General features: G+C 71.0%; 17 protein-coding genes. 13 read left to right on the top strand and 4 right to left on the bottom strand.

What is annotated here, in order from left to right:
* Positions 1–168: 168 nt before the first annotated feature.
* Entirely contained in the window at positions 169–606 is a 438-nt protein-coding gene (locus tag GH736_RS06075) for a LapA family protein (RefSeq protein WP_235933854.1), read from the bottom strand.
* Positions 607–669: 63 nt separating this feature from the next.
* The gene (locus GH736_RS06070; protein WP_159601206.1) at positions 670–1,077 is read right to left on the bottom strand and encodes a sterol carrier family protein; all 408 of its coding nucleotides are present in this window, start codon (positions 1,075–1,077) and stop codon (positions 670–672) included.
* Between the two features lie 103 nt (positions 1,078–1,180).
* On the opposite strand from GH736_RS06070, the gene purD reads away from it, so the two are divergent.
* The 3 genes from purD to GH736_RS06055 all read left to right on the top strand — a co-directional run bounded on the left by purD (position 1,181) and on the right by GH736_RS06055 (position 4,062).
* Entirely contained in the window at positions 1,181–2,491 is a 1,311-nt protein-coding gene (gene purD / locus GH736_RS06065; RefSeq protein WP_159601204.1) for a phosphoribosylamine--glycine ligase, read from the top strand.
* A gap of 46 nt (positions 2,492–2,537) precedes the next feature.
* Complete coding sequence (locus GH736_RS06060) at positions 2,538–3,479, top strand: phosphoribosylaminoimidazolesuccinocarboxamide synthase (protein ID WP_159601202.1); 942 nt, start codon at positions 2,538–2,540, stop codon at positions 3,477–3,479.
* 97 nt (positions 3,480–3,576) lie between these two features.
* Positions 3,577–4,062: a YybH family protein gene (locus tag GH736_RS06055; protein ID WP_159601201.1), complete on the top strand. Its 486-nt coding sequence runs from the start codon at positions 3,577–3,579 to the stop codon at positions 4,060–4,062.
* On the opposite strand, the gene GH736_RS06050 is transcribed toward GH736_RS06055, so the two are convergent.
* Positions 4,019–4,546: a DUF1269 domain-containing protein gene (locus GH736_RS06050; protein ID WP_159601199.1), complete on the bottom strand. Its 528-nt coding sequence runs from the start codon at positions 4,544–4,546 to the stop codon at positions 4,019–4,021. The genes GH736_RS06055 and GH736_RS06050 overlap by 44 nt on opposite strands.
* A 198-nt stretch (positions 4,547–4,744) precedes the next feature.
* Between GH736_RS06050 and GH736_RS06045 the strand changes: the two genes are divergently transcribed.
* On the top strand, positions 4,745–5,599 hold the full coding sequence (locus GH736_RS06045) for a VOC family protein (RefSeq protein ID WP_159601210.1): 855 nt from the start codon (positions 4,745–4,747) through the stop codon (positions 5,597–5,599).
* A gap of 182 nt (positions 5,600–5,781) precedes the next feature.
* Here the strand turns inward: GH736_RS06045 and GH736_RS06040 are convergent, their stop codons facing one another.
* Positions 5,782–6,435 carry a TetR/AcrR family transcriptional regulator gene (locus tag GH736_RS06040; RefSeq protein WP_159601197.1) on the bottom strand — a complete coding sequence of 218 codons (654 nt, stop codon included), beginning with the start codon at positions 6,433–6,435 and terminating at the stop codon, positions 5,782–5,784.
* Positions 6,436–6,678: 243 nt separating this feature from the next.
* Here GH736_RS06040 and GH736_RS06035 point away from each other — a divergent pair, with 243 nt between their 5' ends.
* From GH736_RS06035 to arfA, 9 genes are all read left to right on the top strand, one after another.
* Positions 6,679–7,278 carry a TetR/AcrR family transcriptional regulator gene (locus GH736_RS06035; RefSeq protein WP_159601195.1) on the top strand — a complete coding sequence of 200 codons (600 nt, stop codon included), beginning with the start codon at positions 6,679–6,681 and terminating at the stop codon, positions 7,276–7,278.
* A 130-nt stretch (positions 7,279–7,408) separates the two neighbouring features.
* Complete coding sequence (locus tag GH736_RS06030; protein WP_159601193.1) at positions 7,409–8,737, top strand: MFS transporter; 1,329 nt, start codon at positions 7,409–7,411, stop codon at positions 8,735–8,737.
* 194 nt (positions 8,738–8,931) lie between these two features.
* Complete coding sequence (locus tag GH736_RS06025) at positions 8,932–10,206, top strand: multidrug effflux MFS transporter (protein WP_159601191.1); 1,275 nt, start codon at positions 8,932–8,934, stop codon at positions 10,204–10,206.
* Between the two features lie 154 nt (positions 10,207–10,360).
* Positions 10,361–11,278, top strand: coding sequence for a phosphatase PAP2 family protein (locus GH736_RS06020; protein WP_235933853.1), 918 nt, complete (start codon positions 10,361–10,363; stop codon positions 11,276–11,278).
* Between the two features lie 108 nt (positions 11,279–11,386).
* Entirely contained in the window at positions 11,387–12,406 is a 1,020-nt protein-coding gene (locus GH736_RS06015; RefSeq protein WP_159601189.1) for a LacI family DNA-binding transcriptional regulator, read from the top strand.
* Between the two features lie 271 nt (positions 12,407–12,677).
* On the top strand, positions 12,678–14,006 hold the full coding sequence (locus GH736_RS06010) for an ABC transporter substrate-binding protein (protein ID WP_159601187.1): 1,329 nt from the start codon (positions 12,678–12,680) through the stop codon (positions 14,004–14,006).
* 70 nt (positions 14,007–14,076) lie between these two features.
* Positions 14,077–15,042, top strand: a complete 966-nt coding sequence (locus tag GH736_RS06005; RefSeq protein WP_159601185.1) for a carbohydrate ABC transporter permease — start codon at positions 14,077–14,079, stop codon at positions 15,040–15,042.
* Positions 15,042–15,989 carry a carbohydrate ABC transporter permease gene (locus GH736_RS06000; protein ID WP_159601183.1) on the top strand — a complete coding sequence of 316 codons (948 nt, stop codon included), beginning with the start codon at positions 15,042–15,044 and terminating at the stop codon, positions 15,987–15,989. The genes GH736_RS06005 and GH736_RS06000 overlap by 1 nt, the downstream gene beginning before the upstream one ends.
* A gap of 88 nt (positions 15,990–16,077) precedes the next feature.
* The gene (gene arfA / locus GH736_RS05995; protein WP_159601181.1) at positions 16,078–17,589 is read left to right on the top strand and encodes an arabinosylfuranosidase ArfA; all 1,512 of its coding nucleotides are present in this window, start codon (positions 16,078–16,080) and stop codon (positions 17,587–17,589) included.
* Positions 17,590–17,623 lie beyond the last annotated feature (34 nt).

The following is a 17,623-nucleotide window of genomic DNA, read 5'->3' as shown; positions in this document are numbered from 1 at the left end:
TGAGAGGGAGGAAATAAGGCACCGACGACGGACGACGTCGTCGGGCGGCGAGAGCGACCGCGAGCAGTTCACGGGCGCCTACGCGTTCCGCGAGCTCCCCGGCATCGGCCACGACCTGCCGCAGGAGGCGCCGCGCGAGTTCGCCGAGGCGGTGCTCAGCCTGCGGGGCTAGTCGTCGGCGCGGTACGTCGACTCGTGCAGCGCCGTGACCGACTTCGCCTTCCTGGCGGATGCGCGGTCGATCACGAGCGCGACCACTGCGCCGAGCGTCGCGCCGATCGCAGCGCAGCCGAGCAGCAGGAAGCCGAACACCTGGCCCTTGTCGAAGCCGGGACTCACCGTGCCCTCGACCGGCTGGCCCGAGAAGGCGAAGGTGAGGATGAGCGCGACGACGGCGCCGAGGAGCGCGCCGAGCGTGATGAACCGTCCGTACCGGGGGGCGCGCCGCACGGTCACGACGTCATCGGTGACCTCGGTCTCGATGGGCTCGTCGATCTCCATGCGCTCCACGCGCCGCGCGGGTGCTGCGTCGGACTCGGGCGCGGCCCCGCTTTCGGGGTCGTGCTCTGGCTCGTACGGCTGCGGAAGGTTCTGAGGGTCGCTCACCCGTCCATTGTCCCATTCGGCGGATCCCGCTCGGCCCGCGCGCCGGCATCGGGCTCGGCGCCGCTACGCCGAGAGCACCGGGAGATGGCCCGTCAGGTCGGCGCGCTGACCCGAGGCGTGCACCCGCCCCGACGCCCTGGCGTCGGCCCACGAGAGCGTGCCCCTGGCGAGCGCGATCCACGTCCCGGCATCCGTCTCGATCACGTTCGGTGGCGTGCCCCGGGTGTGCTTGGGGCCCTCGACGCACTGCACCGCGGCGTAGGGCGGCACGCGCACCTCGACCGTGCCGCCCGGCGCCTGTTCGGCGAGCAGCTGCAGCGTGTAGCGCACGACGAGCGCCAGGGTCGAGCGGTCGACGGATGCCGCGAGCGCGGGCCCGTCGGCCTGGTCGATGCCGTTCGCCTCGGCGATCGCCAGCATCGTGGTGAGTGCCGCCCGTCCGAGGTCGTCGTCGATCCGTGCTCGTGCCATGTCCCCATCCTCCCGCATGGCGCCGTCAGCGACCCGTCCGTCGGCGGCGTCACGCGGCGCCCCGGGCCCGAGTGACGCGAGCCCCATCGGGTAGCCTGAACCGGTGAGAATCCTCGTCCTCGGCTCGGGCGCGCGCGAGCACGCCATCATCCTCGCGCTCCTCGACGAGGAGGCCGGTCACGAGCTCATCGCCGCTCCGGGCAACGCCGGCATCGCGGCATCCGCCACCTCCTCAGGACGCGGCAGCGTCACCACCATCGCGCTCGACCCCACCGACCCCGTGATCGTCGCCGACTACGCCATCGACAACGACATCGAGCTCGTCGTGATCGGGCCTGAGGCGCCGCTCGTCGCGGGCGTCGCCGACGCGCTGCGCACCCGCGGCATCGCCGTGTTCGGTCCCGGCAAGGCCGCCGCGGCACTCGAGGGCTCGAAGACGTTCGCGAAGCGCATCATGGAGTCGGCGGGCGTGCCCACCGGCCGCGCGCGGCTCGCCGACACCCTCGCCGACGTGCAGGCGACGCTCGACGAGTTCGGCGAGCCCTACGTGGTGAAGGCCGACGGCCTCGCCGCGGGCAAGGGCGTCCTCGTCACCGCCGACCGCGACGCGGCACTCGCGCACGCCACCCACTACCTGCAGCAGGGCCCGGTGCTCGTCGAGGAGTTCCTCGACGGCCAGGAGGTCTCGCTGTTCTTCCTCGCCGACGGCACCAACGTGCTGCCGCTCTCGCCGGCGCAGGACTACAAGCGCCTGCGCGACGGCGACCAGGGGCCGAACACCGGCGGCATGGGCGCGTACTCGCCGCTGCCGTGGCTCGCGAACGACTTCGGCAGCGAGCAGGCCTTCGTCGACGAGGTCATCGCGACCATCGCGCTGCCCACCGTGAAGCAGCTCGCCGCCGAGCAGACCCCGTTCATCGGGCTGCTCTACGCGGGCCTCATCCTCACGCCCCGGGGCATCCGCGTCATCGAGTTCAACGCCCGCTTCGGCGACCCTGAGACGCAGGTCGTGCTGCCCCGCCTCGCGACGCCGCTGTCGGGCCTGCTGTTCGCGGCCGCGACCGGCGGGCTCGGCGAGCTGCCCCGTCCCGAGTTCCGTCCGGATGCCGCGGTCACGGTCGTGCTCGCGAGCGAGGGGTATCCCGAGGCGCCCGAGACCGGCCGCGTGATCGAGGGACTCGACGCCGCGGCATCCGTGCCGGGCGTGCACGTGGCGCACGCCGCCACCGCGATCGGTGCCGCCGACGAGACCGGATCGGCACCACTCGTCGCCACCGGCGGCCGGGTGCTCAACGTGGTCGCCGTCGGCGCGGACTTCGGCGAGGCCCGGCGCCGCGCCTACGAGGCGCTCGGCCACCTGCGCCTCGACGGCGCCCAGTACCGCACGGACATCGCCGCGCGCGTCGCGGAGTGACGACGGCCCGCCCCGCGCGCGCCGCACAGTGAAGGAGCCGAACACCATGGACGACGCGGTGGAACTGCCGGGCTGGACGCACGTCTACTCGGGCAAGGTGCGCGACCTCTACGTCCCGACGGCAGCGATGGACGACGACGACTCCTGGACCGGCGACCCGCTGCGCAGTTCCCGGGTGGTGCTCGTCGTGGCGAGCGACCGCGTGAGCGCCTACGACCGCGTGCTGGAGCCGGCCATCCCCGGCAAGGGCGCCATGCTCACCTCGCTCACCCGGTGGTGGTTCGACCAGCTGCCCGACGTGCCCAACCATCTCGCCTACGCCGAGGACGACCGCCTGCAGGTGCCGGCGATCCCCCACGAGGTCGCCGACCGGGCGACCCTCTGCCGCACGCTCGACATGTTCCCCATCGAGTGCGTCGTGCGGGGCTTCATCACCGGCGGCGGATGGAAGGAGTACCAGGCGACGGGCGCCATCGGCGGCATCCCGCTGCCCGAGGGGCTCTCGAACGGCGATCGCCTGCCCGAGCCGCTGTTCACGCCCGCATGGAAGGCGCCGATGGGCTCGCATGACGAGAACATCTCGTACGAGCGCACGGCCGAGATCGTCGGCGATACCGTCGCTGCGCAGCTGCGCGAGCTGTCGATCGAGATCTTCGAGCGCGCATCGGCCGTCGCTGAGGCGCGCGGACTGATCCTGGCCGACACCAAGTTCGAGTTCGGCGCCGACCGCGACACCGGCATCGTGACCCTGGCCGACGAGGTGCTCACGAGCGATTCGAGCCGGTACTGGGATGCCGCGGCGTACGAGTCGGGGGCCACGCCCGAGCAGCGCATGGCGAGCTTCGACAAGCAGATCGTGCGCGACTGGCTGGCGGTCAACTGGGACCAGGGCGCGTTCGAGGCGCCGCCGACGCTCCCGCAGGAGATCGTGGAGCAGACGGCCGGCCGCTACCGCGAGCTGCTCGAGCGCCTCACCGCCCGAGGCTGAGGAGCCAGGGCCGGGGCGTTTCGCGCAGGGTGTCGTTCTCGGCGGCACCCGTTCGTCGTCCCTGTGACGGCGCCACCCGGGCGCCAGGGGAGGCCCGATGCGAACGACGCCGCAGCTCACCGAATCGGCCGTCGACTCCGCCGAGGTCGCCTGGCTGGTGAGCAAGCGCGCGGCGGCGATCCGATCACGCGACGCGGAGTACCTCGCGTCGCGCTATGCGCCCGACGCAGTGACCTTCGGCGTCGCACCGCCCCTGAGCCCGTTCGCCGGCGAGGCCCGGCGGGTCGCGTGGATCCGGGCCTGGTTCCGCCGCTTCCCCGATCCCATCGACCATCGCGTGCTCGACCTCACCGTGAGCGTGGCCGGCGACTTCGCGTTCTGCCGCAGCCTCGATGCGCTCGTCGTGGGCCCGCCTTCGCGGCGGCGAGCGGTGCGCTTCGAGACGGTGGTCGGCCTGCGTCGGGTGGACGGCGTGTGGCTCGTCGAGTGCGAGCGGGTCGGGCCGGCGACCGAGGCCGCCGGCGCGACATCCGCCCGGGCTAGGAGGCGATGGCTTTGGCGATCTTGTCGCCGCCCTCGTTGATCGCCTTCTGGAGCTCCTCGTAGTCGTCGCGGTCGATGGCCTTGTCCACCTTCTTGACGGCCTTGCCGAGCGCCGCGTCGATGCGGTCGAGGTAGCGGTCGTCGATCACGGCGATGATGGCGGAGGAGCCCTTCGGCAGGTACTCCTCGAGCTCGAGGCCCACCTTCTTCTCGTCGCGCTTCTTCGCGATCTTCCCGGCGATCGCGCCGACGCCCGCACCGATCGCGGTGGACGCCAGCAGCGGCGGGGCGAAGAGCCCGAGCACGAGGCCCGCGGCGCCGCCGATCCACGCGCCCTTGCCGACCTGCCCCGTGCCGTGCTCGTCGACGGTGACCCGTCCCTCGTCGTCGTGGTGCATCACGACCGACGACACGACCTCGAGATCAGAGTCGGACTCGGCCGCCTTCAGCGCCTTGTAGTCCTCGGTGGCCGCGTCGGCGGTGTCGTAGGTCGCCACGTACAGCGCCAGGTTGTCCATTCCCATGAGTCGTCCCCTCGTTGAGCGCTCCCCACGGGCTGCCCCGGGAGGGCGATGCGTCCACCATAGGAGCGGGATCCCGGGGCGACAAGGCTCGCGTGGTGTCGGGCCGGAATACCCTCCGCGAACGCCGGGTTATCATTAGTTGTGACTACAACCAATGGCGCGGCGCCGAACGCCGGACTCCTCGCAGCCGACACCGGCATGGGCGCCGTGACGCTGCGCGTCGGCGACCTCGACGCCATGATCCGCTACTACCGCGACGGCGTGACCCTCGAACTCCTGAGCCACGACGGCCCCGTCGCCGTGCTCGGCCGTGGCAGCACGCCCGTCGTGATCCTGCAGCATGCGCCCGAGCTGCGTCATGCATCGCCACGCGACGCCGGCCTGTTCCACACCGCGATCCTCTTCGACACCCGCGAGGCGCTCGCCAGCGCCATCTTCTCCGTCGCCTCCAAGTACCCGGGCACCTTCACCGGCAGCGCCGACCACCTCGTGAGCGAGGCGTTCTACTTCACGGACCCCGAGGGCAACGGCGTCGAGCTCTACTTCGACCGTGATCGCTCCACCTGGAGCTGGACCCACGGACGGATCGAGATGGCCACGGTCTTCCTCGACCCGAACGCGTACCTCCGCGACCATCTCACCGAGGGGGCAGCGGATGCCGCGGCATCCGGCATGGGCGTCGGCGACGCCGTCGTGGGACACGTGCACCTCTCGGTCGGCGACATCCCGAGCGCGCGGGAGTTCTACGTCAACCGCCTGGGGTTCGAGACGACCGCCGACGCGTGGCCCGGCGCGCTGTTCGTCTCGGCCGGCGGCTACCACCACCACATGGCCATGAACACGTGGAACAGTGCGGGCGCCGGCAAGCGCGGACTCGCACTCGGGCTCGGGAAGGTCGAGATCGTCGTGCCGGGCGCCGACGACCTCGGCGAGCTCGGCGAGCGGATGTCGCACTACGACGTCCCGATGCGCGACGACGGTCGCGTGCTCGCGTTCGACGACCCATGGGCGAACCTCGTCGAGGTGCGCGCCGCCGCGGCATCCGGAGCCTGACGTTCGCCGAGGGTCGCCCGTAGCCGCACCCGGCTGCGCGCCCGAAGCGCACCCCACGGCGGATATACGATCGGGCACGCCGCAGTTCGAACTGATGACCCGGGGTGGCGGATCGTATATCCGCCATTGGATGCAGTACGTCCGTCGGTACGGGCAGGTCGACGGTCGGCGCCGGCAGGGGCTTAGTCGCGAGGGGCGGAGCGCGGGCCCTTGGCGTGGGACATGTCGTGGAACTCGCCGAACGCCTGTCCGTCGCCCGGCAGCGGCGTGAGGTCGGGCCGCGCGCGGAGGCCGTCGAGCACCACGGTCAGCTGCCTGCGCCAGTAGGGCAGGTAGGCTCCGCCGTACTGACCGACCGACCCGAGCATGTCCACGAGCACGCTGATGTCGACCGCGGTGACGTCGGCACGCAGCGCGCCCTCCTCCTTGGCCCGCTCGACGATGCCGTCGATCACGTCGGCGAACTCTGCTCCCGGCTGGTGGCCGGGGTCGAGTTCGGCGACCCGCCGCATCACGGCCGGCAGGTAGGGCGACTCGGCGACCCACGAGCCGAGCCGCTCGAGCCAGAGCTCGATCGACCGCCACCCCGTCTCGGCGCCGAGGATCTCGGGCGCGAAGTCGTGCAGCTCGGCGACCGCCGTGTCGTAGAGCTCGCGGATGAGGGCATCGCGGTTGGCGAAGTGCCGGTAGACCGTGCCCGCCCCGACGCCGGCTCGAGAGGCGAGTTCGTCGAGCGGGGCGTCGATGCCGCGCTCGGAGAACAGCGTTCGGGCTTCGGCGAGGAGTCGTTCGTGGTTGCGCCGCGCATCGCGACGCGGCGACGCCGTCGGGTTCACGAGTTCACTGTACGCCCCTCCGTCGACTATCATTCGGAGGGTCAACTCCGTTTCCTTGCGGTTCGGAGGCGACTCCTCTTGGGGGAGAGGGATGCGGCGCGGCGGGCGATGGGCCGGCTCGACCGGCGGGGCTGCCCGCCGCGCCCGCTCCCGCAGGCGCGCGGCCAAGCGCTCCGTCGTGCGCGGACATGGTCATCCCCGACCCGATTGCGCTGCGGGAAGAGTGAGTGTACAGTCACTCATATGCGAACCAAGCTCTCCACCGCCGACGAACGGCGCCCGCTCGTGACGAGCGCCGCGGTCGCTGCCTTCGCCCGGACGGGCTACCGCGGCACGACCGTCGCGGATGTCGCACGCGAGGCGGGCATCTCGTCGGCATACGTCTTCAAGCTCTTCCCGAGCAAGGAGCAGCTGTTCGTGGGGGCGCTCGACGCCTGCTTCGACCAGGTCGTCGACGCACTCGGCCGCGGCGTCGAGGCGACGACCGACCACACCCCCGAAGGCCTGCTCGACGCGATGGGCCTGGCCTACGCCGAGCTCATCGCCGATCGGTCCCTTCTCATGCTCCAGGTGCACGCGCAGTCGGCCGCCGAGGTGCCCGAGATCGGCGCAGCCCTGCGTCGCGGGTACGCCAGGGTCACCGAGTTCGCCTCCACGCGATCGGGGGCCACGGATGCCGCCGTGCAACGCTTCATCGCGTTCGGCCAGCTCTGCCACCTCGTCGTCACACTCGACCTCGACGACGCGCCCGAGCCGTGGGCTCGCACGCTCGCCCTCGGCATCCGTCACCCTGTGTTCGGCGCCGTCGCGCCCGCCGAGATCACGGAAGGAGGCGCCTCGTGAGATCGCCGAGCCTCGCGTCCTGACTCGTCGCCGGCCGTCTCCGGTCGGCAATTCTTTCGCCTATTTAGTGACTGACCATTCACTCACACGATGATCGTGCGGCACCCGCCGCGCAGGAAAGGACCCTCCCATGACTTCCGCCCCCGTCTCCGCCGCACCGGCGCCTCCCGCTGCACCTGCCGCCGCTCCTGCGACGCCGCCCGCTCGCCGCTGGTGGGCGCTCGCCGCGCTCGCCCTCGCCCAGTTCCTCGTGGTGCTCGACGCCTCCATCGTGAACATCGCCATCCCCACCCTCGGGGCGGACCTCGGCCTCGGCCCGGGCGCGCTGGCCTGGGTGATCACCGCCTACGTGCTGCCGTTCGGCAGCCTGCTCCTGTTCGGCGGGCGCCTGGCCGACCGGTTCGGGCACCGCCGCGTCTTCCTCATCGGCACCGGATCGTTCATCGCCGCATCCGCCCTCGCCGGCCTGGCCGTGTCGGGCGAGATGCTCCTCACCGCCCGTGCGCTGCAGGGCGCGTCAGCCGCGCTGCTCGCACCGGCGTCCCTCGCCCTCGTCACCCGCCTCTTCACGTCGACCCGCGACCGGGCCCGGGCGCTCGGCATCTGGGGCGCGGTCGCCGGCGCGGGCAGCGCAGCCGGAGTGCTGCTCGGCGGTGTGCTGACCGCCGCGTTCGGCTGGCAGGCGGTGTTCTTCGTGAACCTGCCCGTGGGCGTCATCGTGCTCGTCGCCATCCCGTTCCTCATCCGCCGCGACCAGCCGGCCGCGGGCACGCGACTCGACCTCGCCGGCGCGGCGACCGTGACCGGTGCGCTCGTCGCCCTCGTCGCGGGACTCACGAGCGCCGAGCAGCTCGGCTTCACGAACCCCGTCGTGCTGGGCCTCCTGGCCGCGGCGGTCGTGCTCGGTGCCGCCTTCGTGATCGTCGAACGACGGGCGGCGGAGCCGCTCGTGCCGCTCTCCACCTTCGCGAACCGCTCGGTCAGCGCGGGCAACCTCGTGATGCTCCTCCTCGGTGGGGCGATGGTGGCGCTCTTCTTCGCCCTCTCGGTGTTCCTGCAGGAGGTCATGCACCTCGACTCGCTCGGCGCCGGGCTCACCCAGCTGCCGCTCGCGATCGCCCTCGTGCTCGTGGCCGGCGCAGTGCCGCCGCTCGTCGCCCGGTTCGGCGTGGAGCTGCGTACGGCGTTCTTCGCGCGGCAGCGCCGCATCCTCTCGACCGCCCTTGCCAACGCCGTCAACGTGCTGAATCCGTCGCTCGTGGTGCTCGGCGGGTTCCTCGCCACCGTGGCGGAGAGCGACCCCGACGCGCTCGCCGCGGCGGTCGCCGCGCAGGCGATGCCGGCCGCGGGCGAGGAGCTCGTCATCCGGGTCGCCGCCCTCGGCGAGGACCGGCTCGCGATCGGCGCCGCCGAGCTCGCCTTCGAACGGCTGATCGCCGACCCGCTCCAGGAAGGCTGACCGAAACCCGGGATGCGCATTCCCCATTGCGGGCCGGGGGGAGGCATCCGCTAGAATCGTTCACAGTCGAATCGATTCGAGGCCGCGCGACGGCCGAGATCGCCTCACGACGGCATCCCACGCGGATGCCGTCGTTCCTGTTTCCCGGCGTCCGAGGGCGTGCGCCGCCGCACTCGAGCACGCCCAGGATCAGCATGTCCTCAACCGCCTCCATCCCCATCATCCGGCCCGACGACTACTCGGCGCCCGCGCACCCCGGAGACCTCCTCTCCCGGCGCCAGCGTCTCGTCTACGTGCTCGTGCTCGGCGCGCTCACCGCGCTCGGGCCGTTCACGATCGACCTCTACCTGCCGGCGTTCCCGGTGCTCCAGTCGGAGCTCGGCGTCTCGGCGGCGGCCGTGCAGCTCACCCTCACGGGCACCATGATCGGCTTCGGCCTCGGCCAGCTCATCGTCGGCCCGTGGAGCGACAAGGTCGGTCGCCGCCTTCCCCTCATGCTCGCCACGGCGCTGCACATCGCGGCATCCGTCGCGGCGGCGCTCGCGCCCGACATCGGCTGGCTCATGGCCTTCCGCCTGCTGCAGGGCTTCGGCGCGGCGGCCGGCGGCGTGGTCGCCATGGCGATGGTGCGCGACCTGTTCGGCGGCAAGCCGCTCGTGCGCATGCTCTCGCGGCTCGCGCTCGTCAACGGCCTCGCGCCGGTGCTGGCGCCCGTCATCGGCTCGCAGCTGCTCAACGTCATGGACTGGCGCGGGGTGTTCGTCGTGCTCGCGATCTACGGCGCGGTGGTGCTCCTCGCGGTCGCGTTCCTGATCGTCGAGACCCTGCCCGAGTCCCGTCGTCACGTCGCCGGGCACTCGACGCTGCGCGATCGCTACGCGGCGCTCTTCCGCGACCGCGTCTACCTCGGTGCCGCGATCGTGGGCGGCATGACGTTCACCGGACTCTTCGGCTACCTCTCGACCTCGTCGTTCCTGTTCCAGGAGGTCTACCACTTCAGCGCGCAGCAGTACGGACTCCTGTTCGCGGTGAACTCGATCGGCATCATCATCGGCGTGCAGACGAGCTCTCGGCTCATGCGCGGCCCGGTGCAGCCGCAGTGGATCCTCGCGGTCGCGACGGTGGTGCACCTCGCCATGGCGGTCGCGATCATCGTGCTCGACGGCGCCCAGGCCGGCTTCTGGGGCGTCGCGATCCCGCTGTGGTTCTACATCCTCGCGTGCGGGTTCTCGTTCCCCGCGGTGCAGGTGCTCGCCCTCGCGCACCACGGCGCCGAGGCCGGCACCGCCGCGTCGCTCCTCGGCGCGCTGAACTTCGGCCTCGCCGGAGTCATCTCGCCGCTCATCGGCCTCATGGGCGTCGGCAGCGCCGGCCCGATGGCGCTGATCATGGCCTTGGCGGCCGTCGTCGCCATCGCCGCGCTGTGGGGGCTCGTGCGACCGAAGACGGTTCCGGCGCTCAGCGACTGACGGGGTGCGGCTGCTGCGGGCGGATGCCTCGGGCGACTGCCGTGGGCGGATGCCGCAGGCGGCGCCCGGACCGCCCGCATCGGACCGCGCCCGCCGCTGTCAAGGGGCGCGCGCCGCGGCATCCGATCGGGCCGACCTTGGCTAGCGTGGACGGATGACGGACCGTGACGAGGAGCCGACCCGCCGACCGACCGAGGCGCGCGACACGTCAGCGCCCGGTGTCGACGCTGCTGACCCCCAGGCGCCCGACGCCGAACCCCACGCTGCCGACGCCGAAGCGCCCGACACCGAGGCCGAGGCCGCAGGCCACGACGAGACGTCGGCCGCCGTCGACGACCTGCATCCCGTGCAGCGGGAGGCCAGGGCGCGCCGGCTCGGTCGGCGCGTGCCCCTCATCGCGGGCATCGTCGCGGTGATCATGGCCGCCCTGCTCGGACTCGTGATCATGGCGCGCTTCGACGGCCTGCCCTTCGAGTTCGACGAGGAGTGGGCCGAGGAGCTCTTCGAGGCGCGCGGCCCCGTCGGCGACATCTTCGCCTTCTTCATGAACGACCTGGGTGGCGGGGTCTTCGGGGTGTTCGTCGTGCCGGTCCTCACTGCGGTGGTGCTGCTCCTCTGCCGGAGACCTTGGGGCGCGCTGTACTTCATCGTCGCGTCGATCGCGAGCGCGGCTGTGGTGCAGCTGCTGAAGAACCTCTTCGGCCGCGCGCGGCCCGAGGACATCCTCGTGCACTCGGACTTCGGCTCATTCCCGTCGGGGCATGTGGCGAACGCCGCCACGATCGCCGTGGCGATCGGGGTGATCGTGCCCATCGTGTGGGTGTGGATCGCGGGCGCGGCGTACACCCTGCTGATGGCCGTGAGCCGCACGTACCTGGGCGCGCACTGGCTCTCGGACACACTGGGCGGCCTCCTGGTCGGGGCCGGCGCGGCCCTCCTGCTCTGGGCGGTCTTCGCGACGCCCCTCGAGCGCGAACGGCTCGCCTGGATCGCCCGTGTGTCCAAGCGGAACGCCGAGCGGGCGCAGGCGCACGTGACGCCACCCGCGCGGCCCCGCGACACCGCCGCCTGAGCAGCACCCGACCCGGCACCCGACCGACCCGACCGTCGCCCTGGCGCGACTCCGACGGGCGCCTACAACGTTGTAGAGTGGGCGCTCAGGAATCGAGGAGGCCCGTCCATGGCGTCGACGCTGCACGATGTCGCGAAGCTCGCCGGCGTCTCCATCAAGACGGTGTCGAACGTCATCAACGACTACCCGCACATCCGGCCGGCGACCCGGGCGCGCGTCGAGGCGGCCGTCGCCGAGCTCGGCTACACGCCCAACCTGACCGCCCGCAGCCTGCGATCGGGGCGCACGGGCGCGATCGCCCTCGCGGTGCCCGACCTGGGCCTGAGCTACTTCGCCGAGCTCGCGGCATCCGTCATCGAGGCGGCCGAGGAGGCCGGGGTCGTGGTGCTCGTCGAGCAGACCGGCGGCGACCGCGACCGAGAGATCGAGCTGCTGCGCAGCCCGCGCCTGAAGATGACCGACGGGCTGATCTTCAGCCCGCTCGGCATGGGGCAGGACGATGTCGCGCGGCTCGAGGTGCCGTACCCGCTCGTGGTGCTCGGCGAGCGGATCTTCGACGGGCCGGCCGACCACGTGACCATGCAGAACGTCGAGGCGGCCAGGGCCGCCACCGAGCTGCTGCTCGAGTCGGGGCGGCGTCGCATCGCCGTCATCGGCGCGCACGAGGGCGAGGTCATCGGCTCCGCGGGCCTGCGGCTGCGCGGCTATCGCGAGGCGTTGGATGCCGCGGGCGTGCCGTTCGACGAATCGATCATCGGGTACACGACGCTCTGGCATCGATCGAACGGCGCCAGGTGCCTGCACGAGCTGCTCGACCGCGGCGTGGAGTTCGACGCGGTCTTCGGGCTCAACGACACGCTCGCGCTGGGCGCGATGCGCGCGCTGCAGGAGTCGGGGCGCCGCGTGCCCGAGGATGTGGCCGTCGTCGGGTTCGACGACCTCGACGAGGCGCGCTACACGATCCCGTCCCTCACGACGGTCGATCCCGGACGGGTGTGGATCGCCCGCACGGCGGTGCGGACGCTCCTCCAGCGCATCGAGGCGGCAGACGCGGCGGGGCCCCCTCGGCTGCTCCTGGCCGACTTCCGGATCGCCGAGCGCGAGTCCACGCGACCGCGTTCGGCGTGATCGCAGACCCCGGCGCGGACGTGATCGCGGCCGTCGCCGACCCTGCGTCGAGCGCGTCGCGACGCGTGTGGGCTCCGCGCCCGAACGCCATCCGACACCGGGTCGTCATGCGGCTTGACATCGATCGGATCGCACGGCACCATGTCTCTACAACGTTTACTTTACAACGTTGTAGAACCCTCGGAACTCGACGCGGAGCCCCTCTCGCGGCGAGTTCGAGCACATCGCCAGAGACAACGGTGTCAGCACCGCGAGAGGAACACACACAGCCATGAAGTCGAAGATCCTGGCCGCGAGCGGCGTCATCGCCGTGGCCGCCGCGGCCCTCACGGGCTGCTCGGCCGGCGAGGCCGAAGCATCCTGCACCAACGAGATCACCAAGCCCGACGCCACCCAGGTGAGCGTCTGGGCGTGGTACCCCGCATTCGAAGAGGTCGTCGACCTCTTCAACGAGAACCACGACGACGTGCAGATCTGCTGGACGAACGCCGGCCAAGGCAACGACGAGTACACGAAGTTCTCGACCGCCGTCGAGTCGGGGTCGGGCGCGCCCGACGTCATCATGCTCGAGTCCGAGGTGCTCTCGAGCTTCTCCATCCGCGACGCGCTCGTCGACCTCGCCGAGTACGGCGCCGACGATGTCGCGGGCGACTACACCGAGGGCGCCTGGAAGGACGTCTCGAGCGGCGACGCCGTCTACGCGATCCCGGTCGACGGCGGTCCCATGGGCATGCTCTACCGCAAGGACATCCTCGACCAGTACGGCATCGCCGTTCCGACGACGTGGGACGAGTTCGCGGCGGCCGCGCAGGCCCTGAAGGACGCGGGCGCGCCCGGCGTCCTCGCCGACTTCCCGACCAACGGTCGCGCGTACAACCAGGCACTGTTCGCGCAAGCCGGCTCGGTGCCCTTCGTGTACGACAACGCCGACCCGACCTCCATCGGCATCGACGTGAACGACGACGGCTCCAAGAGCGTGCTCGCCTACTGGGACCAGCTCGTGAAGGACGGCCTCGTCGCGACCGACGACGCCTTCACCGCCGACTACAACACGAAGCTCGTCGACGGCAGCTACGCGATCTACGTCGCCGCGGCGTGGGGCCCCGGCTACCTCGGGGGCCTCTCCGACGCCGATGCCGACGCCGAGTGGAAGGCCGCGCCGGTTCCCCAGTGGGATCCCGCCAACCCCGTGCAGATCAACTGGGGCGGCTCGACGTTCGCCGTGACGAGCCAGGCCGAGGACAAGGAGGCGGCCGCGGTCGTCGCCAAGGAGGTCTTCGGCACCGAGGAGGCGTGGAAGATCGGCATCGAGAAGGCCGCCCTGTTCCCGCTGTGGAAGCCGATCCTCGAGTCCGACTACTTCCGCGACCTCGAGTACCCGTTCTTCGGCGGCCAGCAGATCAACAAGGACGTGTTCCTCCCGGCGGCGGCGGGCTACACGGGCTTCACGTTCAGCCCGTTCCAGAACTACGCCTACGACCAGCTGACCGAGGAGCTGTACGCGATGGTGCAGGGCGAGAAGGGCTCCGACCAGGCGCTCGACGACCTGCAGGCCTCGCTCGAGCAGTACGCCACCGAGCAGGGCTTCACCCTCCAGTGACCGGATGCCGCGTCCCGGCGCTCGCCGGGACGCGGCACCCATCGCACGCACCGATGAAGGAAGCGAGACCATGACCACGCACTCGACCCTGGCCGCACCCGCCGCGGCCGTGGTGCCCGCGAGGCCCGCGAGGCGGCGCGCGCCCCGAGGGGGATCGAAGCTCGAGCAGCGTCGCCAGCGCTGGGGTTGGCTGTTCGTCTCCCCGTTCCTCCTGGTGTTCGCGCTCTTCCTGATCTTCCCGCTGTTCTACGCCTTCGGCATGAGCCTGTTCACCTCGACGCTCGCCACGGGCACGAAGTTCACCGGCATCGACAACTACCTGAAGGCGTTCAGCGACCCCCTCTTCCTCGAGGGCCTCCTGCGCGTGGCGGCATTCGCGGTCGTGATGATCCCGGCGCAGCTGATCGTCGCGATGGCCGCGGCGCTCGTGCTCGACACCCTCGTGACCCGCCTCGCGAGCCTCTCCCGGCTGCTGATCTTCGCGCCGTACGCGATCCCGGTCGTCATCGGCGCCCTCATGTGGAGCTTCCTCTACAGCCCGCGGTTCGGCCCGGGAGCGACGCTCTTCGATCTCATCGGCCAGCCGACACCCGACTTCCTCGCCTCCGACACCGTGTTCGCGAGCCTCGTCAACATCGTCACGTGGCAGTGGTCGGGCTACTACATGGTGGTCATCTACGCGGCCCTGCGGTCGATCGACCCGGCGATCTACGAGGCGGCGCGCATCGACGGCGCGAACGGCTGGCAGACGGCGACGCGCATCAAGGTGCCGATGATCTCGTCCTCCGTGGTGATGGTCATCACGTTCGCGCTCATCGGCACGCTGCAGTTCTTCACCGAGCCGGTGGTGCTCCGCAACATCGCGCAGGGCGCCATCGACGCGGCCTACACCCCGAACATGTACGCGTACTCGCTGGCGTTCTCCTACAGCCAGTTCAACTACGCGTCGGCCATCGCGTTCTCCCTCGGCATGCTCGTGTTCGCGGGGTCCTTCGTCTTCCTCTTCCTCACGCGCAAGCAGAGCGGACTCAAGTGATGAGCGTCTTCGCCCCCCGCGCCGACGTGCGCGACGAACCCCTCACGACGGTCACCGGCGTGCCCTCGCGGAACGATCGCGGCGCGTCCGATCGACGTCGCCGCAACGGCGGGCGCCGCATCGGCTCGCAGGCGTTCCTCATCATCCTGGCGATCTACTTCGTCTTCCCGATCTGGTGGCTCGTCGTGGCCGCGACGAAGAACACGTCGGGCCTGTTCGGCTCGAGCCCGTTCTGGTTCGACGACCACTTCGCCCTCTTCGAGAACATCGCGGGCCTGTTCACCCACCAGGGCGGCATCTACTGGCGGTGGCTCGCGAACTCGTTCGTCTACGCGTTCGCCGGCGGCATCGGCGCGACCGTCCTGGCGATCCTCGCCGGCTACGGCTTCGCCAAGTACCGGTTCCGCGGTCGCGGCGCGGTGTTCACGATCATCCTCGGGTCGGTGATGGTGCCGCTCACGGCGCTCGTGATCCCGACGTTCATGCTGCTGAGCCAGTACGGCATCATCAACACGCCGTGGGCCGTCATCCTGCCGAGCCTGCTGAGCCCCTTCGGCGTGTACCTGATGCGCGTCTACACGCAGGACGCCGTGCCCGACGAGATGCTCGAGGCCGCTCGCATCGACGGGGCCGGCGAGCTGCGCACGTTCTTCCAGGTCGCGCTGCCGCTGCTGCGGCCGGCCATCGTCACGGTGCTGCTGCTCTCGGTGGTCGGCACCTGGAACAACTTCTTCCTTCCCCTCGCCGTGCTCACCGACCCCGACCTGCTCCCGGTCACCGTCGGCCTCAACCGGTGGACGGCGCTCTCGAACGCCGGCGCCGGCGGCGAACAGGTCTGGAACCTCATCACCACGGGCTCGTTCGTGTCGATCCTGCCGCTGATCCTCTCGTTCCTGTTCCTCCAGCGCTACTGGCAGGGCGGCCTCGCCATCGGCAGCATCAAGTAGGCCGAGCCCGGACCGGCGGATGCCGCGAGCCGGCGCCTCCGCGAAGACCACCGCACCCGTTCCACCGCACCCAGACAGAAAGCAGTCCATGCCCACCGCACGCCTGACCATCGACCCGCATTTCACCATCGGGCCCGTCAACCGGCGCGTCTTCGGCGGCTTCGTCGAACACCTCGGCCGGCACGTCTACGACGGCATCCACGAGCCCAGCCACCCCACGGCCGACGCCGACGGCTTCCGCGCCGACGTCGTCGAGCTCGTGAAGGAGCTCGGCGTCTCGACGATCCGCTACCCGGGCGGCAACTTCGTCTCGGGCTTCCGTTGGGAGGACAGCGTCGGACCCCGCGAGGAGCGGCCGCGCCGGCTCGACCTCGCCTGGCACTCCACCGAAACCAACGAGGTGGGCCTGCACGAGTTCGCCGGCTGGCTCGACCAGGTCGGCAGCGAGCTGATGCTCGCCGTGAACCTCGGCACCCGCGGCACCCTCGAGGCCCTCGACCTGCTCGAGTACTCGAACATCTCGGGCGGCACCGCCCTCTCGCAGCGCCGCATCGACAACGGCCGCACCGACGCGTTCGGCGTGAAGATGTGGTGCCTCGGCAACGAGATGGACGGCCCGTGGCAGCTCGGCCACCGCTCCGCGGACGACTACGGCAAGCTCGCGTCTCGCACCGCGAAGGCGATGCGCCAGCTCGACCCGTCGGTCGAACTCGTGGTCTGCGGCTCGTCGAGCGCGCACATGCCCACGTTCGGCGAGTGGGAGCGAGTCGTGCTCTCGCACACGTACGACGACGTCGACTACATCTCGTGCCACGCGTACTACGAGGAGAAGGACGGCGACCTCGGCAGCTTCCTCGCCTCGGCGGTCGACATGGACGGCTTCATCGAGACGGTCGTCGCGACCGCCGATCACGTGAAGGCCGTGCGCGGCAGCGACAAGACCGTGAACATCTCGTTCGACGAGTGGAACGTCTGGTACCTCTCCCGGTTCCAGAACGTCGACAAGATCGAGGGGCTCGACAACTGGCCGGTCGCGCCGCGCCTCCTCGAGGACGTCTACTCCGTGGCCGACGCCGTGGTCTTCGGCAACCTCATGATCTCGCTCATCAAGCACGCCGACCGGGTCACGAGCGCCTCGCTCGCGCAGCTCGTGAACGTCATCGCGCCGATCATGACGGAGCCCGGCGGCCCGGCGTGGCGGCAGACGACGTTCTTCCCGTTCTCGATCACCTCGCGGCTCGCGCAGGGCGAGGCGCTCGCGCTGAAGCTCGACGCGCCGACCTACGAGACGAAGGAGTACGGCGAGGTGCCGCTGGTCGACGCGGTGGCCACGCACGACCGCGAGACCGGTCGCACCGCGGTGTTCCTCGTGAACCGCAGCCAGGACGAGGCGCTCACGCTCACGGTCGACATCGCGACGCTCGGCGACCTGTCGGTGCTCGAGGCGCACACCCTGTCCGACGAGGACGTGTACGCCAAGAACACGCTCCAGGATCCCGAGCGCGTCGCGCCGCGGGCGAACGACTCCGTGCGCATCGACGGCGGCGAGCTCACCGTGACCCTGCCGCCGGTGTCGTGGACCGCGATCTCGCTCGGCTGAGGCCCGGCGCGGCGCGGCGGTCGTCCATGCCGCC

It is taken from the genome of Agromyces humi (assembly GCF_009720255.1).
Taxonomy (GTDB): domain Bacteria; phylum Actinomycetota; class Actinomycetes; order Actinomycetales; family Microbacteriaceae; genus Agromyces; species Agromyces humi.
The sequence above is the reverse complement of the archived record's forward strand: the minus strand, read 5'-3'. Positions and strand labels throughout refer to the sequence as shown.

Bases quoted from the DNA above. Each gene is read 5' to 3' on its own strand.
- GH736_RS06045 (WP_159601210.1), top strand. From the start codon at position 4,745: ATGGGCGCCGTGACGCTGCGCGTCGGCGACCTCGACGCCATGATCCGC.
- GH736_RS06025 (WP_159601191.1), top strand. From the start codon at position 8,932: ATGTCCTCAACCGCCTCCATCCCCATCATCCGGCCCGACGACTACTCG.
- GH736_RS06020 (WP_235933853.1), top strand. From the start codon at position 10,361: ATGACGGACCGTGACGAGGAGCCGACCCGCCGACCGACCGAGGCGCGC.
- GH736_RS06015 (WP_159601189.1), top strand. From the start codon at position 11,387: ATGGCGTCGACGCTGCACGATGTCGCGAAGCTCGCCGGCGTCTCCATC.
- GH736_RS06060 (WP_159601202.1), top strand. From the start codon at position 2,538: ATGGACGACGCGGTGGAACTGCCGGGCTGGACGCACGTCTACTCGGGC.
- GH736_RS06030 (WP_159601193.1), top strand. From the start codon at position 7,409: ATGACTTCCGCCCCCGTCTCCGCCGCACCGGCGCCTCCCGCTGCACCT.
- GH736_RS06005 (WP_159601185.1), top strand. From the start codon at position 14,077: ATGACCACGCACTCGACCCTGGCCGCACCCGCCGCGGCCGTGGTGCCC.
- GH736_RS06070 (WP_159601206.1), bottom strand. From the start codon at position 1,077: ATGGCACGAGCACGGATCGACGACGACCTCGGACGGGCGGCACTCACC.
- GH736_RS06050 (WP_159601199.1), bottom strand. From the start codon at position 4,546: ATGGGAATGGACAACCTGGCGCTGTACGTGGCGACCTACGACACCGCC.
- arfA (WP_159601181.1), top strand. From the start codon at position 16,078: ATGCCCACCGCACGCCTGACCATCGACCCGCATTTCACCATCGGGCCC.
- GH736_RS06055 (WP_159601201.1), top strand. From the start codon at position 3,577: ATGCGAACGACGCCGCAGCTCACCGAATCGGCCGTCGACTCCGCCGAG.
- GH736_RS06000 (WP_159601183.1), top strand. From the start codon at position 15,042: ATGAGCGTCTTCGCCCCCCGCGCCGACGTGCGCGACGAACCCCTCACG.
- GH736_RS06010 (WP_159601187.1), top strand. From the start codon at position 12,678: ATGAAGTCGAAGATCCTGGCCGCGAGCGGCGTCATCGCCGTGGCCGCC.
- GH736_RS06035 (WP_159601195.1), top strand. From the start codon at position 6,679: ATGCGAACCAAGCTCTCCACCGCCGACGAACGGCGCCCGCTCGTGACG.